This is a genomic window from Altererythrobacter lutimaris, assembly GCF_013371495.1.
Taxonomy (GTDB): Bacteria; Pseudomonadota; Alphaproteobacteria; order Sphingomonadales; family Sphingomonadaceae; genus Erythrobacter; species Erythrobacter lutimaris_A.
In genome coordinates this window covers 327,953-343,439 of sequence record NZ_JABWTA010000001.1, presented here as the reverse complement: position 1 = coordinate 343,439, position 15,487 = coordinate 327,953, and the positions used below count along the sequence as shown (strand labels likewise).

Below are 15,487 nucleotides of genomic sequence, written 5' to 3'. Positions count from 1 at the left end.
AAGAGCCAATTAAGGAGCCGAAATGGCCTCGCTTAAAGAACTCAAAGGTCGGATCAACTCAGTCAAATCGACTCAGAAGATCACAAAGGCCAAGCAGATGGTTGCAGCAGCAAAGCTGCGCCGTGCTCAGGCTGCGGCAGAGGCTGCGCGTCCCTATGCAGAGCGCTTGAGCGCTGTGATGGCCTCGCTTGCAAGCAAGGTTTCCGGCGATAGCGCACCTAAGCTGCTTGCTGGCACCGGCTCTGACCAGAAGCATCTTCTGGTCGTCGTCAACACGGACAAGGGCTTGTGCGGCGGCCTGAATTCGAACATTGTCAAGGAAGCCAAGCTTCAAGCGAAGAAGCTTTCTGCTGAGGGTAAGACGGTTGCGTTCTATCTCGTCGGCAAGAAAGGCCGCGCGCCGATCAAGCGCGATTATGCTGACAGCATTGCAAAGCATTTCGATACATCGACTGTGAAGACGCCGGGCTTCGATGAAGCTGATGCGATCGCAGACGAGCTTGTCGCAATGTTCGAAGAGGGCGCGTTCGATGTCGCCCATCTCGTCGCCCCGAAGTTCCAGTCTGCACTCGTCCAGACACCGACAACGTCACAGCTCATCCCTGTCCCCTCGCCTGAGGAAACAGAAAGCAGCGATGCGGTTGTCGAGTACGAGCCTGGCGAAGAGGAAATCCTCGAAGAGCTGCTCCCGCGTTATGTGAAGACGCAGCTGTTCGGCGCGCTGCTTGAGCGTGAAGCATCGGAGCAAGGCGCTTCGATGACTGCAATGGACAACGCCACGCGCAACGCAGGCGACCTCATCAACAAGCTCACCATTCAGTACAACCGCAGCCGCCAGGCCGCGATTACCACTGAACTTATCGAAATCATTGCCGGCGCTGAGGCGCTGTAACCCTAACGAGGAAATCCCCGTGAAGAAACTCGCCCTCTCCCTGCTCCCCCTTTTCGCAATCACCGCTGCTTGCGGCGAAGAGCCTGCTCCTGAGCCTGCTCCGGTTGAAACGCCAGAGCCAGAGCCGACACCAAGTCTGCCAGCACCTGATCAGGCTTATTTCACTGGCAAGCTCGCGGAAAGCTGCCCGGGCCTCAAGCCGGTCAACACCGCTGTGTGCAAGCGCGCTGGCATGGGCTCGCCTGATGTCGTGTGCGAATACGGCCTCGGCGAAGATGAATTCCTGCGTCACAAAGCTGTTCTCACTGCAGGTGAGGCCGACTGGACGCTGACCGACACAGACACTGTCTGCAAGCAGGGCGCGTGAGCGCTCGCAGACGCATAGTAACAAACACAACACCCGCTAGGTAGGACTGAAAGACATGGCCACCGCTCCCGTACTCAACCAGACGACCAATGGCACAATCAGCCAAGTCATCGGCGCTGTCGTCGACGTGCAGTTCGAAGGTGAACTGCCGGCAATTCTGACTGCACTTGAAACAAAGAATGGCGACAACACGCTCGTGCTCGAAGTTGCGCAGCACCTTGGTGAAAACACCGTTCGCACCATCGCGATGGACGGCACGGACGGTCTCGTTCGCGGTCAGGAAGTCGTGAGCACCGGCGCGCAGATTTCTGTGCCCGTAGGCCCGAAGACTCTCGGCCGCATCATGAACGTCGTGGGCGAGCCAATCGACGAGCTCGGCCCGATTGGCGCTGAACAGACCGCTCCAATTCATGCTGAAGCGCCTGCCTTCGTTGATCAGTCGACCGACGCATCGATCCTTGTCACCGGTATTAAGGTCATCGACTTGCTCGCGCCTTATGCGAAGGGTGGCAAGATTGGCCTGTTCGGCGGTGCCGGCGTTGGCAAGACCGTGCTTATTCAGGAACTCATCAATAATATCGCGAAAGGTCACGGCGGCGTGTCCGTGTTTGCAGGCGTTGGTGAGCGTACCCGTGAAGGTAACGATCTCTACCACGAATTCCTTGACGCGAAGGTTATCGCGAAGGACGAAAACGGCGTTGCGACCAGCGAAGGCTCAAAAGTGGCTCTCGTCTTCGGTCAGATGAACGAGCCTCCAGGCGCACGTGCTCGTGTTGCTCTTTCCGGTCTGACGATGGCAGAATACTTCCGCGACCAGGAAGGCCAAGACGTGCTGTTCTTCGTCGACAACATTTTCCGCTTTACGCAGGCTGGTTCAGAAGTGTCCGCACTTCTCGGCCGTATCCCGTCAGCTGTGGGTTATCAGCCAACACTGTCGACGGACATGGGTAACCTGCAAGAGCGTATTACCTCGACCACCAAAGGTTCGATTACTTCGGTTCAAGCGATTTACGTTCCTGCCGATGACTTGACCGACCCTGCACCTGCAACTTCATTCGCTCACTTGGACGCGACGACCACGCTGTCGCGCGCGATCTCAGAGCTCGGCATCTATCCTGCGGTTGACCCGCTCGATTCTACAAGCCGTGTTCTTGAGCCGGGCGTCGTTGGTCAGGAGCACTATGAGACTGCTCGCCGCGTCCAGGAAACGCTGCAAAAGTACAAGTCTCTGCAAGACATCATCGCCATTCTCGGCATGGACGAGCTGTCCGAAGAAGATAAGCTGACCGTTGCGCGTGCGCGTAAGATCCAGCGCTTCCTCAGCCAGCCGTTCCACGTCGCAGAAGTCTTCACCAACATTCCGGGCCTGTTCGTACAGCTGGAAGACACCGTGAAGTCGTTCAAGGCGGTTGTTGACGGCGAGTATGACCATCTGCCTGAAGCAGCCTTCTACATGGTTGGCGGCATCGACATGGCAGTCGAAAAAGCCAAGAAACTGGCTGAAGACGCTTAAGGCACGCGAAGGAACAGGCCGATGGCACTGCACTTTGAACTCGTAACGCCCGCCAAGCTGGTGCGCAGCGAAGACGTCCACATGGTCGTCGTCCCTGGCACGGAAGGCGAATTCGGCGTGCTTGAAGGCCACGCGCCTTTCATGTCGACCATCCGCGACGGTGCGGTGCAGGTCTACAAGACTGAAGGCGGCGAGCCGGAAAGCATTGAAGTGCGCGGCGGCTTTGCCGAAGTCGGCGAAAATGGCCTGACAGTCCTTGCGGAGCATGTCGAAGGCTGAGCCTCACGCTTCATACAAAACATCAAGAGGGCGGCCCGGAAACGAGCCGCCCTTTTTGATTCAGGGGGCCTCTAGGCAGTCTGTCGCTGCACCCATTCGGCGATTTCCATCATGTGTTCAGGTGTTGAGTTGATCGCGGCATCCTGCATGATCGATGCGACTGTCTTTGCAGCCAAAGCCTCGCGATGGGCATCCTCAGCAACAGCAAAAGCGGCGGCGATCTCGCAAGGCCGCTTGCAGTCTGATCGCTTCAAGCCGCAAGGCCCATTCTGGCGAATTTCCGTGCAGCGAAAGGCGGGCATCGGCCCTTCAATTGCCGTCACGATATCAAGCAAAGTGATTGCATCGACACTCCGTCCAAGACGATAGCCGCCGCCCTTCCCCCGCACTGACTCCACAATCCCGGCACGACGGAGCAATTGCATCTGCTTTGCAAGATAGGCGGACGGGACTTCAAAGAACTCCGCAAGCGCGTCAACGTTCAGGCCCTGCCCTTCGCGCAGCAACGCAAGCAAGGTGCATATATGCGCGGTCCATTCAACACCTTTGGCTATTTGCACGCTTGACTCCTTAATCGGATATTCTTTATCCGGATAACAAACATCCGGTTTAGGAGAAGTGACATGGAAGCCCGCACTGCACAAGCCCCACGTAGTCGCAGCCATTCAGCCGCCGCTGCCAAACGCGCGCATGGCATTCTCGCTGGGTTCATCCTCATCTTCATCGTTGTCCATTTCGCCACCCACTTCGCCGCATTGGGAGGCGCACAGGCACACGCGGCGGCTCTGGACCTAGCCCGCCCTGTCTATCAATTCCCGCTGGTTGAGATCGCGCTGGTGATGGCTCTGGCCACGCAGATTGTGCTCGGCATTCGGCTCCTCACATTGATCCGCAAAAGGGTGCGCAAAGGTTTGTGGCACAAGGTGCAGTTCGCGAGCGGCGCGTATCTTGCGTTCTTCATTATCCTGCACACCAGCGCTGCTGTGATCACGCGGCTTTTTGTGGGCCTCGACACAAATTTCTATTGGGCCGCCGGCACAGTGGTCCTGGCGCCGCTCAAATACGGTTTCACCCCCTACTACGTGCTCGCAGTGACCGCCATTGCGAGCCATCTGCTCGCTGCAATGCATTTCCGCAGACCGCGTCCTTGGCAAGTCCCGGCGCTAGCGATTGGCCCGCTCCTCGGCATAACCTTCGTGTTCGGCTATGGCGGTGCCTTCCAGCCTGTTGAGCTGCCGCAAGAATATCGCGACTATCTTGCGACCTTCCCCGGTGTCGCCAGCTAAGACCGAATTTTCCTACTCAAACAGCGCATGTCAATTAGAGGACATGCCTTTGAAACCACGCCTCTCCCCACCCGCTTTCTCGAGTGTTGAATTTCGCCCCGCGTTTTCTTCTCTAGGACTGTGTAACATGCGTATCCAACATACGCGCTCCGGTGAGCAGATCGACCCGAATTCACTTCACTTTCAGGCGCAAATCGCCATGGTATTCCTATCCACGAATCCCCCATGGAGAGGACCTTTGAAACTGGTTTCGACACTGGCTCTTGCGGCAGCCATCTCAATGACCGCAGCCACTGGCGCATCTGCCGACGATCACAGCGAAGAGAAGACATCACCTATGACCGAGACGCTCGTCCCCGGCCCGGAACAGGATCCCTATATCTGGCTGGAAGAAGCGCGCAGTGACGAAGCGCTCGCTTGGGTTGAAAACGAGAATGAGCGTACGCTTGCCGTCATGGAAGCCGATCCGCGCTTTGAGCAATTGAAGAACGAAGCGCTTGCAATCCTCGATAGCGAAGATCGCGTGCCCTATGTGAGCTTCCGTCCGGACGGGCTCTACAATTTCTGGCAGGACAAGGACAATCCGCGCGGTATCGTTCGGAAGACGACTCTAGAAAGCTATCAAACCGATGATCCCGAGTGGGAGCTTGTCCTCGATGTCGACAAGCTTGCAGAAGAAGAAGGGCGTGAATGGGTCTACAAGGGCTCGACCTGCCTGCCGCCTGCGATGAACAAGTGCATGATCGCGCTTTCGGACGGCGGCAAGGATGCGACCGTATTGCGCGAGTTCGATTCCGCTACGAAGCAGTTCGTCGAAGGCGGTTTCGAACTTCCTGAGAGCCAAGGCGGCATTCAATGGGTTGATGAAGACACCATGCTCGTCACGCGCAACTTCAGCGAAGAGCTGCAAACAGAGAGCGAATATCCCTACACCACGCGTCTGTGGAAGCGCGGTCAAAGCACTGATGAAGCAGAGGAAATCTTCCGCGGAACGCGCGAAGACGTATGGTCCGGTGCGAGCCTCCTGCGCGACAACAAATCAGTTGTGCATGGTATGTCCGCCTTCCGTGCGGTCAGCTTCCATGAAACTGAATACTATTGGCAGCATCAAGGCGAATGGCTGCGTCTCGACATTCCATTGAAAGCCTCGCCTTACGGCATCATCGACGGACAGATGCTGTTTTCAACCGACGTTGACTGGGAAACGGCCGATGGCACTTTCCCGGCTGACAGCCTGGTGGCTGTCGATCTCGATGCGTTCAAGGCCGATCCCAATGGCGCAACCAAAACTCTTGTCTGGGCACCGGGTGATCGCCAAACCAAGCGCGGTGCGGCAACCACAGGCAGCTCGCTATTTGTGAGCATGCTGGACAATGTCGTCGGCAAAATCGTGAAGTTCGATTTTGAAGATGGCGAATGGCAGCAAAGCGAAGTTGCGCTGCCTGACAATGCTACGCTTAGCATCGCAGCTTCGTCCGACGAATCTGACCACATCATGTTCACTGCGACGGATTTCCTCAATCCCACCACGCTGTTCTACTCTGATGGAAGCGGCGACCCGGTTGCAATCAAGCAGGAAACCAGCCGCTTTGACAAAGCTGGAATGACGGTCGAGCAGCATGAGGCAACCAGCGCTGACGGGACCAAGATTCCCTATTTCATCGTCAAGCCTGAAGGCATGGAGATGGACGGTTCAACTGCTACGCTGATGACCGGCTATGGCGGTTTCCAGGTCCCACGCCTGCCGAGCTATATGGGCGTTACGGGCAAGCTTTGGCTTGAGAAAGGCAATGCCTTCGTCCTTGCGAATATGCGCGGTGGCGGCGAGTTCGGACCGATGTGGCACCAGACCGCGATCCGCGAAAACAAGCAGCGCACATGGGATGACTTCATCGCTGTGGGACAAGACCTGGTGGACAAAGGCTTCACCTCGCCAAAGCATCTGGGCATTATGGGCGGCAGCCAGGGCGGCCTGTTGGTCGGCACAGCCTTTACGCAGCGTCCGGACCTGTTTGGCGCTGCGATCGTCCAGATCCCGTTGTTTGACATGCTGCGCTATCACCTGATCGGGCGCGGCGCTTCATGGATCGGCGAATATGGCGATCCGCGCATTCCTGAGCAGAATGAGTGGATCCAAGGCTATTCGCCGTATCAGAAGATCGTGGAAGGGGTGGACTACCCCACCCCGTTCCTGTGGGCTTCGACTGCCGATGACCGAACACATCCGGCTCATGCGCGTAAAGGTGCTGCGAAGCTGAAAGAGCTGGGACAGCCTTATTACTACTTCGAAGACATGACTGGCGGACACTCTGGCGGCGTTGATAACGAGCAGCGCGCGAAGCTTCAGGCCTTGCAATATGTCTATCTGAAGCAGCGACTGATCGACGCTCCTGCAGAGGCGGATTCGGCCAGCGAGGCAGCCGAGTAAAGCCTTGTCAATTAACGATTAATCGAGGCGGCCTGATGCAGGTCGCCTCGATAATCACCGACCAACTCAGTTCATCGCAACGCCTGCACGGACTGCATGTTTAACCTCAAATTAAGCATGAATGGAAAGTCGGAATTAACCTTCGAAACCCAGTTTTTCTCACGACGGGGGACCAAAGCGTGATGAAAAACAGGAGTTTGAAATGGCGTACCCGCGTAATTCTACAGTCTCTGAGGCCATCAAGAAGGCAGGCCTTCCCAAGTCGCATGACATTCACTGGTCTAAGGCTCGCAAGGCCGAAGTCGTGCATGCTGTACGTGACAAACTGATCAGCTTTGACGAAGCCCGCTGGCGCTATCTTTTGAGCCAGAGTGAGTTTCGCAGCTGGGAAGCGGAAGTCGACAAGACGAAAGCCCCTTCTGTCGGTGCGCATGATCGCCGCCGCCTCGAAGAGGCTTGATTGATGTGAGACAGGGTCCCCGAAGCGAGCTTGTTCAGTCGCTCGCAACGGGGATCATGACTTCATTACGGCGCAAGCGACCTGGCACCATGGGTGCGTCATAGAAGGCGAACTCGGCATCGCCGACCGGCTGCAAATCCTTGTCCGACATCCATTCGCGCAGCATCAGTTCCATTGCGACGAGATCGCGCTGTTCTCCAAACCCGTTGAAGGTAATCGTTGCCATCCGGCGCGCCGGAACTTCAACCAGTGTGACATCGGCAGGCGGCTGCGGCAGCGTCTCCATCGTGTACTTCGCCGGCATCACGAAGCGCGTGCGCCACGTGTCGCTACTAGTACCATCCTGTATCACCGGTGATGTCATCGCGATCTTCTCATCCTCAGCAACGGCATTGTCCGGACGGTCGGAAATGACTGGCGATGTCATCGCGATCTTGTCCTTGTTTGCACCAGGACGGTCTTCTGCAAAAATGTAGGCTGCAAGCCGCCTGAAACCCGCATTCATCGCTCTGCGGCGGTCGCCTGTATGCGTAACCTCCGCGACAATCATGGGTTCGTAATCGCGCAGCTCAAACGCTTCTTCGGTTACGAGCGCTTCATAAGGTGGCTTTTCAATGCTGCGATACTGCGCGAAGGCCACAGCACCGCCCAAAGCAGCCATACCAAGTCCTGCTGCAACCCATTTACCCGCGCCCATTCTGCTGCTCCTTTGCTGTTTCATACATCAGCAGTTACGGGTGCAATTGGTTCCCGGATGCCTGAGAGCGCACTCCTTGTCAGCGGGTTGGCGCGTGAAAGTCGGGGGGTTTGCCTTTGACCCACTCGACAAAATTGCGCAGCGTTTCGTTATCCAGCAAACGCTCGCGATCCCGTCCGAAACGAGCAAGCTGCGCATTGGTGTAGTTCTTGTGGATCGCGCGATGGCAAATCGGATGCACCGGCACAGTCTCTCGCCCTTTCTTCGATTTCGGCACGAGATGGTGATACTGGATGAGCGTCTCAAAACCCCGATTGCACAGCCAGCACGATTCCTCTGAGGATTGATCTTCACCTGCAATTGACAAGCGCGCTCTCGCTTCTCTTTGTGATTTCTCAAGGCTTGCGCGGCAGAAGCCGCCAGCGGGGGATTAGCGCAGATGTATCAGGCTGACGAGCGTAGTGGAGCGCCCGGGACCGCTGGAGTGGTCGTGGTGGCGATTGTCTTGCTCGTAGCAGTGATTGCGACGCGTGCGTTGTGGTGGGGCAACCCGGCAGCGACAACGGACGAACAGCTCTACGCCTTGATTGGCGGATCTCTTGCACAAGGTGACCTACCTTATGTCGAGCTGTGGGATCGCAAACCCTTTGGCCTGTTCGCGCTGTTTGCTACTGGAGAATGGATCGCGCCCGCGCCGTATGGGTTCCAGATCTTGTCTGGACTGTTCACGGCAGCTGGCGCCGCAATCACATACCGCATTGCGCGCAGCCAAGTCGACTGGATCACCGCAACAGGCGCAGCGCTGCTCTACGTCATCCTTATATCTGTTTATGGCGGTTTCTCAGGCCAGAGCGAGGTCTTCCACGCGCCGATGATGTTAGCCATGGCGTGGCTCGTGCTCGATAGCTCGGCCGCCCATTATAGCACCCGGACGCTCGCTGCGATGTTGATCGGGGGCCTCGCGCTACAAGTGAAATACACTGTGCTGCCGCAATGCCTGTTTTTCGGTTTCGTAGCTTTGTGGCAGTTGCACAAGCACGGCTTCGGTTTGCCAAGGCTGGCGGCGATGGCAGCCGCGTTCGGAGCGCTCGGCGTTCTGTCGACCGTCCTTGTGGGCACGCTCTATGCAGGTGCTGGACATTTTGATGCGTGGTGGTTCGCCAATTTCGAAAGCTTCTTCGAACGCGCCAGCGCGGGGCGTTTCCTGCCAAATGTACAGATTGGATTGCTTCCATTGGCTGGGCTTGGCTTGGCTGGCGTTTATCTCGCCTTTCGCGGCAAGCCTATGCGCGATCCGGCGCTTTACACCTTGATGCTGGGATGGACGCTGGCTGCGCTTGCGAGTGTGTTCATGCCGGGAACAGTCTACCTCTATTACTTCGGCGCATTGGTCGCGCCCGTCATTCTGATTGCGCTACCGCTGCTCGACAAGAAGGGGCCTGCCAATGCCGTGCCATTGGTTCTGGCGATTGCCGGGACCGCTTGGTTGCTCGGTCCGCTGGCAGACTGGAAGACATCGCGCGAAGAGACAGCATCGCTTCAGGAATTGGCTACCAAGATCGAGCCTTTAGTCGGTGGGCCGCAGTGTCTGTGGGTTCACGACGGGCCGACCGCACTTTACTCCATGACAGGCAGCTGTCTGCCCACGCGCTTCATCTACCCGGATCACTTGAACAATGCGCTGGAGAATGACGCGGCATTGGGCGCGTCGCAATCGGGAGAAGCGCTGATCATTCTCGCTGATCGTCCACCCGTGATTGTCACCTCGGCGCGCGCGCTCACTCAGCAAAATGCGCAGGTGCAAGAGGCGCTCAGTGAGTTGCTGGAAACCGAATACGAAGAGCTTGGCCGTGCAGAGAGCGGCTACCGCGAGGTGATAGCTTATACGTTGAAAGTGACCGAAACCGAATAACTCACTCGCTCTCTTTCTTTGCTTTCTCCGCCGCCTTCTTCTTCTTCATCGTGTCGTGGAAACGGTCGGCCCAGCCTGGCTTCACCAGCTGCTCGGCCCGCACCATGCGCAGTTCGCCTGCACCGACATTGCGGCTTACCGCGCTGCCTGCTGCGACAATCGCATCCGCACCGATCGTTACCGGCGCGATTAGAGCGGAATTCGAGCCGATGAATGCTCGCTCACCTATCTCGGTCTTGTATTTGAAGTAGCCATCATAATTGCACGTGATCGTGCCAGCGCCGATATTGGCCCCTGCCCCTACATTTGTGTCACCGAGATAGGACAAGTGGCTTGCCTTTGCGCCTTCGCCCAAGGTCGTATTCTTCATTTCGACAAAATTGCCGATGAAAGAGCCGTCTTCCATCACAGCACCGGGACGAAGCCTTGCGAATGGGCCGACCTGCGCATTTGGCCCAACGCTAGCGCCTTCGAGATGGCTGAACGCTTTGATATGAGCGCCTTGCGCGACCTTTACGCCTGGTCCGAAGACGACATTCGGGTCGACGACCACATCGCGCTCGAGCTCTGTGTCCCAACTGAAAAACACCGTTTCTGGCGCGCGCAAGGTAACGCCCGCATCCATCGCTTCGCGGCGCTTGAAAGCTTGCCATTGCGCTTCGGCAGCAGCGAGCTCTGCGCGGCTGTTGACGCCTGCCACTTCATCGGGCTGATCGGTGCGCACGGCTGCGCATTTGCGACCGTCTTTGACCGCAACATTTACGATGTCAGGCAGGTAGTATTCGCCCTGCGCATTGTCGTTGTCCACTCGCTCAAGCAGCTCGAACAGCTCGTCCGCGCGCGCCGCCATCAGACCGGAATTGCACAAGCGGCACGCACGTTCCGCTTCATTCGCATCCTTGAATTCGACCATTTTTTCGATGGTATCGTCCGAACGGGTAATGACGCGTCCGTATTGCAGCGGATCGTCAGGTTCGAACCCGAGCACCACGACCGCGGGGCCATCCGCTTCTTGCAAGCGCGCAAGCATGCCGCGCATCGTTTCCGCTTTGATGAATGGCGCATCGCCGAACAGCATCAGCACATCGCCGGAAAAGCCTTTCAAAGCATCTTTGGCTTGCGCCACCGCATCGCCCGTGCCGAGCTGCGGCTCTTGCAGAACACACTCCGCGCGAGTCCCAACTTGCGTTTCAACCTGCTCGCGCTCGTCACCGACAACCACAATCGTGCGCGCCGGACCAAGCTCAGCAACCGAAGCCAGAAGGTGTTCGATCATCGGGCGGCCTGCAATTGGATGCAGGACCTTGTGCAGATCGCTTTTCAGGCGCGTGCCCTTGCCCGCTGCCAGAATGATCGCTGCAAATTCTCGTGTTTTACTCATAGTGGTTAGCCATGCCACCAAATGCTTGCGGTTTGAAGTCGCATCCGTCACCAGCAGCGCGATGAGTGACACTATTCCTTTTGATGCCGTCGGCTTTGATCTGGACGGCACTCTCCTCGATACATTTCGCGACCTCGGCACGGCAGTGAACCACGCGCTGGAGCTTGGCGGGTTTGACCAAGTGCCAGTGGACAGTAGCAAGGATTTGATCGGAGGCGGCGCAAAGATCATGCTTGCGCGCGCAGTCGAAGCGCAGGGCGGGATGCCGGACGACGAGTTCCGCAAGCTCTACAAAGCCATGTTGCGCTATTACTCCGACCACAACGCGGTCCACACGCAGCCCTATCCGCATGCGCTGGAAGTACTTGAAGCGCTTGATGCGGCTGGCGTGAAGACTGCAGTGGTCACAAACAAGTTCGAAGCCTTCGCGCGAGACATCCTAGGCCAGCTGGGCATAGTCGATCGCTTCGTGACCGTCATCGGTGGTGACAGCCTCGGCAAAGACGCCGACGGAGCGTTCATAGCCAAACCTGCTCCCGATCCAGTCCTGAAGGCTGCCGAGGCCTGCGCCGCCGGGCGCTTCGTGTTCATTGGGGACAGCTCCTACGATGTGAAAGCAGCGAAAGCTGCAGGCGTGCCGGTCGTGGTCGCTGCCTATGGCTATTGCGACAAGCCGCCGCATGAACTCGGCGGGGAAGCCGTTATCGATTCGCTGTCCGGCCTCATTCCTGCCTTGCAGAGGCTTTAGAATTGGTATTCTGACCCTACGGCATAGCGCCTTGGCAACAGCGCTGTTGCAATGCAGCACACAAAATGCCACCCAGCGGCCACATTTACGTAAACGGAAGGTTTTGGAGAGCCCCCATGAGCATCGATTTCAAAGATAAAGTAGCCATCGTGACCGGCGCAGGCGGCGGTCTGGGCAAAGAATATGCGCTCGAGCTCGCGCGTCGAGGCGCCAAAGTCGTCGTGAACGATCTGGGCGGTTCGCGCGATGGCACCGGTTCCTCTGACGCAGCTGCACAGGTTGTGGCCGAGATCGAAGCGATGGGCGGTGAAGCCATGGCCAATGGCGGTTCCGTCACTGAATTCGACCAGATGGAAAAGATGGTCGCTGACGCCAAGCAGAAATGGGGCGGCGTACACGTTCTCATCAACAATGCAGGCGTGCTGCGCGACAAGACGTTCGCCAAGATGAGCCCGGAAGACTTTGAATTTGTTCTCAAGGTTCACCTTACCGGCTCTGCATTTGCCACCAAGGCATGCTGGGAGCTATTCCGCGAGCAGGCCTATGGCCGCATCCTGATGACCGCATCTTCAACCGGCCTGTTCGGCAATTTCGGCCAGGCAAACTACGGCGCGGCGAAGCTCGGCCTTGCCGGCCTTACCAAGACGCTTCAGCTCGAAGGCGCCAAGTACAACATCAAGGTCAACACGCTCTCGCCGGTGGCAGGCACGCGCATGACTGAAGACCTCTTCCCGGAAGAAGCGTTCAAGCTGTTTGACCCGGTCAACGTGGTTCCTGCTGCGCTGTTCCTCGTCAGCGAAGACGCACCGACCAATGCCATCGTTGGCGCAGGCGCCGGCGGCTTCCACAGCGCATGGACTGTCATGAACGATGCGGTTTGGCTGCCCGACGGCGAGCGTACAGTTGAAGGCTTCGCTGCCAATTGGGCCAAGATCAGCGAGTTCTCTAACTTGAAGGCTCCGCAAAGCGGCCAAGAGCAATCCGGCGCGATCCTAACCGCGATGCAGAAAGTGACCGGATCTGGTCCGGGCTCTGCGCGCGGATAGATTCCCGTCACACAACTCGAAAGCATTTGCTTTCGCGTGAGAAACCCCGTTCATTGCGAGCGGGGCTTTTCTTTAGGAGCCAAAGGTGGACGACTTACCGGTTCTGAAGCGTCAGGCCCAATCGGCGATATTTGCATGCTGGTTAGTAGCGGCGATGTCTGGGACTCTGGTTCTTGGAGAGTTAGCGCATTGGCTCGGTATGGTGAACTTGGATGCGGTCGAGCTTGATGCTCCCAGCGCCGCAGTCAGTTTCCTTTATCTTGGCTACCTCGTTGTCTTCATTGGCTCGATGATACGCGTCGGAATGTGGATCCATCGAGCGCATAAGCGTTTGGAAGATGCCGGCTTCGCGCTCGAATTCACGCCTGGCTGGGCGGTTGGCTGGTACTTTGTGCCTTTGGCGAACTTCATCATGCCATTCCGCGCTATGAAAGAGCTTTGGACCGTCAGTCACGGAGAGCATGACGGAATAAAAGGCGACGACAGTGCCTTGCTTGCAAGGTGGTGGGGCGCATGGCTCTTTGGATATATCGCCCCGACGGTTGCGGACCCAATGCTTACTTCAGACTCCAACGGAATGGTTCAAGCTGGATTTGCTCTAAATGCGATCGGATTGGTCGTGACTGCCGTCTCGGCGGTACTTCTTATTAGGATCATACGAACAATCACATCAGCACATGAGAATGGCGCGATGAACGCTCAAGTCTTCGAATAGGAGGGCGCTTCAAAAAAGACCGCTCCCTCGTTCAGGTCTGTCCTTAATCCTCGATCGCTTTCACCAGCCGTCGCTCCATCGGCGCGAGCACGCCGGCCAGTTCATGCCCGCGCTTCAGCACCTGGCCATGCTCGCCGTAAAGTGTCCACATGCCCTGGCGATTGCGAAGTGACGGCCTTTTCTCGACGCGCGCCTGCGGGCGCTCAGCAGCCCTGCGAAAGGCGGCAAAGACAGCGGCATCCTTTGTGAAATCCATAGCGTAATCGCGCCATTGACCTGCCGCGACCATGCGTCCGTAAAGGTCCAGAATGCGCTGTAGTTCGTCGCGCGCAAAGCCGACCTGATTGGGTGCGCGTCCCGGAAAGGCAATGACTGAGCCGGTCGATCCAGCCGAAGAGCCTGAGGCCATCAGTCAGCGGCCCCGCTTCGCTTCAAAGGATCAGGTTGAACCGGATTCCTGGACGCTTTGAGTGCTTCGATCTCGGCCTTCAGCGAATTCAGCTCACCTTCCATTTTTTCGAGACAGTCAATGCGGTTGCCCTCTGCATCCTCGCACTCGATTGTCGTTCCATAAGGAATAAACTCCTTCGCCCACTCCTCTGCCGGAATGAGCGTCGAGCGTGCCTTGAGGCCGATCATGGTCGCGCCGGCAGGCACATCTTCCACTACCACAGCGTTTGCGCCCACTCGCGCCCTTTCGCCTACGGTGATGGGGCCAATTATCTGTGCGCCGGAACCGATAATCACATTGTCACCCAGCGTGGGGTGCCGCTTGCCGCCAATGCCATTTGTGGGATTGGTGCCTCCAAGCGTGACGCACTGATAAATCGTGACATTATCGCCAATCTCGGCAGTCTCTCCGATCACTGTGAAGCCGTGATCGATAAACAGATTGCGGCCGATTTGCGCACCAGGATGGATATCAATCGCGGTCAGGAAGCGCGACAAGTGGTTGATGAGGCGCGCTAGAAAATAGAGCTTGGCATCGAAAAGCCAATGCGCGGCGCGGTGCAGGAAGACCGCCCAAACGCCTGGATAAAGGAGGATTTCCCAGCGAGAGCGCGGCGCGGGATCGCGCGCGCGGATTGAGTCCAGATAGGCTTTGAGCCGGTTGAACATGGCATTCTACTCCCACCAATCGCAGTTCAAAGCAAGCGAGCTTGCTCTGGACCGTGGGTTTGATCCAAGGCGTCCCTCCAGACCGACATGGTAGCAGGTGCCTTTCGTTCAAGGCTTAACCGGTCGATTGCAGCGACAAGTTGTTCCAGAGCCGCAAAGCTTCGCTGTGCGCGCGGAACAAGATAATCACCTGCGCCATCAGCAAGCGCGAGCCCTCTTTGCAGCGCAAAACTGGCAATCAGATGCGCTGCCATTTCGTCATCCGGCACGCCAATCTCAAGCTGCAAGGCAGCGCCAAGGCGAGATCTCAAATCTGGGAGCGCAATCTCCCAAGGCTGGCTGTCAGTAATCAGCAAGAGTGGAGAGCTGTCTTCCTGCGCCTTATTCCAGCGGTGAAACACGTCATCTTCAGGCAAGGTATCTGCACCGTCGATCACCGTCACACCTTGTGCCGCCATCCATTTGCCGAGCAGTGATTTGCCAGACCGCGGCTGACCAGCAAGCACAGCCGTTCGAAATGGCCAGCTGGAAGGATCAGACAACGCGTCGATCGCCGCGCGATTAGCATTACCAATCACAATATTGGCGGCTTGCGAGGAACCTTCGATCGATAAAGGCAGAGCAATCTGCGACATCAACCCGCC

Annotated in this window: 18 protein-coding genes; 11 read left to right on the top strand and 7 right to left on the bottom strand. The window is 57.4% G+C overall.

Annotated elements, in window-relative coordinates; translation table 11 throughout:
• Positions 1–22 precede the first annotated feature (22 nt).
• The 4 genes from HUO12_RS01660 to HUO12_RS01645 are packed head-to-tail and all read left to right on the top strand — an operon-like array spanning position 23 to position 3,051.
• Positions 23–892 carry a F0F1 ATP synthase subunit gamma gene (locus tag HUO12_RS01660; protein WP_176271956.1) on the top strand — a complete coding sequence of 290 codons (870 nt, stop codon included), beginning with the start codon at positions 23–25 and terminating at the stop codon, positions 890–892.
• A gap of 19 nt (positions 893–911) precedes the next feature.
• Positions 912–1,259 carry a hypothetical protein gene (locus tag HUO12_RS01655; protein WP_176271955.1) on the top strand — a complete coding sequence of 116 codons (348 nt, stop codon included), beginning with the start codon at positions 912–914 and terminating at the stop codon, positions 1,257–1,259.
• Positions 1,260–1,314: 55 nt separating this feature from the next.
• On the top strand, positions 1,315–2,772 hold the full coding sequence (atpD, locus tag HUO12_RS01650; protein WP_176271954.1) for a F0F1 ATP synthase subunit beta: 1,458 nt from the start codon (positions 1,315–1,317) through the stop codon (positions 2,770–2,772).
• A 21-nt stretch (positions 2,773–2,793) separates the two neighbouring features.
• Positions 2,794–3,051, top strand: a complete 258-nt coding sequence (locus HUO12_RS01645) for an ATP synthase F1 subunit epsilon (protein ID WP_176271953.1) — start codon at positions 2,794–2,796, stop codon at positions 3,049–3,051.
• Between the two features lie 71 nt (positions 3,052–3,122).
• On the opposite strand, the gene HUO12_RS01640 is transcribed toward HUO12_RS01645, so the two are convergent.
• Positions 3,123–3,611, bottom strand: coding sequence for an RrF2 family transcriptional regulator (locus tag HUO12_RS01640; protein ID WP_176271952.1), 489 nt, complete (start codon positions 3,609–3,611; stop codon positions 3,123–3,125).
• Between the two features lie 63 nt (positions 3,612–3,674).
• On the opposite strand from HUO12_RS01640, the gene HUO12_RS01635 reads away from it, so the two are divergent.
• The 3 genes from HUO12_RS01635 (at position 3,675) to HUO12_RS01625 (ending at position 7,225) form a co-directional block, all read left to right on the top strand.
• Positions 3,675–4,337 (top strand): hypothetical protein, encoded by a 663-nt coding sequence (locus HUO12_RS01635; protein WP_176271951.1) that lies wholly within the window; start codon positions 3,675–3,677, stop codon positions 4,335–4,337.
• A gap of 280 nt (positions 4,338–4,617) precedes the next feature.
• Positions 4,618–6,765: a prolyl oligopeptidase family serine peptidase gene (locus HUO12_RS01630; RefSeq protein WP_176271950.1), complete on the top strand. Its 2,148-nt coding sequence runs from the start codon at positions 4,618–4,620 to the stop codon at positions 6,763–6,765.
• A 202-nt stretch (positions 6,766–6,967) separates the two neighbouring features.
• Positions 6,968–7,225 (top strand): DUF1153 domain-containing protein, encoded by a 258-nt coding sequence (locus HUO12_RS01625; protein WP_176271949.1) that lies wholly within the window; start codon positions 6,968–6,970, stop codon positions 7,223–7,225.
• A gap of 34 nt (positions 7,226–7,259) precedes the next feature.
• Here HUO12_RS01625 and HUO12_RS01620 read toward each other — a convergent pair whose 3' ends face one another.
• Complete coding sequence (locus HUO12_RS01620; RefSeq protein WP_176271948.1) at positions 7,260–7,922, bottom strand: SOUL family heme-binding protein; 663 nt, start codon at positions 7,920–7,922, stop codon at positions 7,260–7,262.
• A gap of 79 nt (positions 7,923–8,001) precedes the next feature.
• Positions 8,002–8,289 (bottom strand): HNH endonuclease, encoded by a 288-nt coding sequence (locus HUO12_RS01615; RefSeq protein WP_232367277.1) that lies wholly within the window; start codon positions 8,287–8,289, stop codon positions 8,002–8,004.
• A 72-nt stretch (positions 8,290–8,361) separates the two neighbouring features.
• Between HUO12_RS01615 and HUO12_RS01610 the strand changes: the two genes are divergently transcribed.
• Positions 8,362–9,834, top strand: coding sequence for a hypothetical protein (locus tag HUO12_RS01610; RefSeq protein WP_176271947.1), 1,473 nt, complete (start codon positions 8,362–8,364; stop codon positions 9,832–9,834).
• Between the two features lies 1 nt (position 9,835).
• On the opposite strand, the gene glmU is transcribed toward HUO12_RS01610, so the two are convergent.
• On the bottom strand, positions 9,836–11,215 hold the full coding sequence (gene glmU, locus HUO12_RS01605) for a bifunctional UDP-N-acetylglucosamine diphosphorylase/glucosamine-1-phosphate N-acetyltransferase GlmU (protein WP_176274238.1): 1,380 nt from the start codon (positions 11,213–11,215) through the stop codon (positions 9,836–9,838).
• Positions 11,216–11,276: 61 nt separating this feature from the next.
• Here glmU and HUO12_RS01600 point away from each other — a divergent pair, with 61 nt between their 5' ends.
• From HUO12_RS01600 to HUO12_RS01590, 3 genes are all read left to right on the top strand, one after another.
• Complete coding sequence (locus HUO12_RS01600; protein ID WP_176271946.1) at positions 11,277–11,963, top strand: HAD-IA family hydrolase; 687 nt, start codon at positions 11,277–11,279, stop codon at positions 11,961–11,963.
• Positions 11,964–12,079: 116 nt separating this feature from the next.
• Positions 12,080–13,009 carry an SDR family NAD(P)-dependent oxidoreductase gene (locus HUO12_RS01595; RefSeq protein WP_176271945.1) on the top strand — a complete coding sequence of 310 codons (930 nt, stop codon included), beginning with the start codon at positions 12,080–12,082 and terminating at the stop codon, positions 13,007–13,009.
• A 154-nt stretch (positions 13,010–13,163) separates the two neighbouring features.
• On the top strand, positions 13,164–13,724 hold the full coding sequence (locus HUO12_RS01590) for a DUF4328 domain-containing protein (RefSeq protein WP_176271944.1): 561 nt from the start codon (positions 13,164–13,166) through the stop codon (positions 13,722–13,724).
• A gap of 43 nt (positions 13,725–13,767) precedes the next feature.
• Here the strand turns inward: HUO12_RS01590 and HUO12_RS01585 are convergent, their stop codons facing one another.
• The 3 genes from HUO12_RS01585 to HUO12_RS01575 are packed head-to-tail and all read right to left on the bottom strand — an operon-like array spanning position 13,768 to position 15,478.
• Positions 13,768–14,133, bottom strand: a complete 366-nt coding sequence (locus HUO12_RS01585; RefSeq protein WP_176271943.1) for a DUF2794 domain-containing protein — start codon at positions 14,131–14,133, stop codon at positions 13,768–13,770.
• On the bottom strand, positions 14,133–14,843 hold the full coding sequence (gene epsC / locus HUO12_RS01580; protein ID WP_176271942.1) for a serine O-acetyltransferase EpsC: 711 nt from the start codon (positions 14,841–14,843) through the stop codon (positions 14,133–14,135). The genes HUO12_RS01585 and epsC overlap by 1 nt, the downstream gene beginning before the upstream one ends.
• Before the next feature lie 26 nt (positions 14,844–14,869).
• Positions 14,870–15,478, bottom strand: coding sequence for an HdaA/DnaA family protein (locus tag HUO12_RS01575; RefSeq protein ID WP_176271941.1), 609 nt, complete (start codon positions 15,476–15,478; stop codon positions 14,870–14,872).
• Positions 15,479–15,487 lie beyond the last annotated feature (9 nt).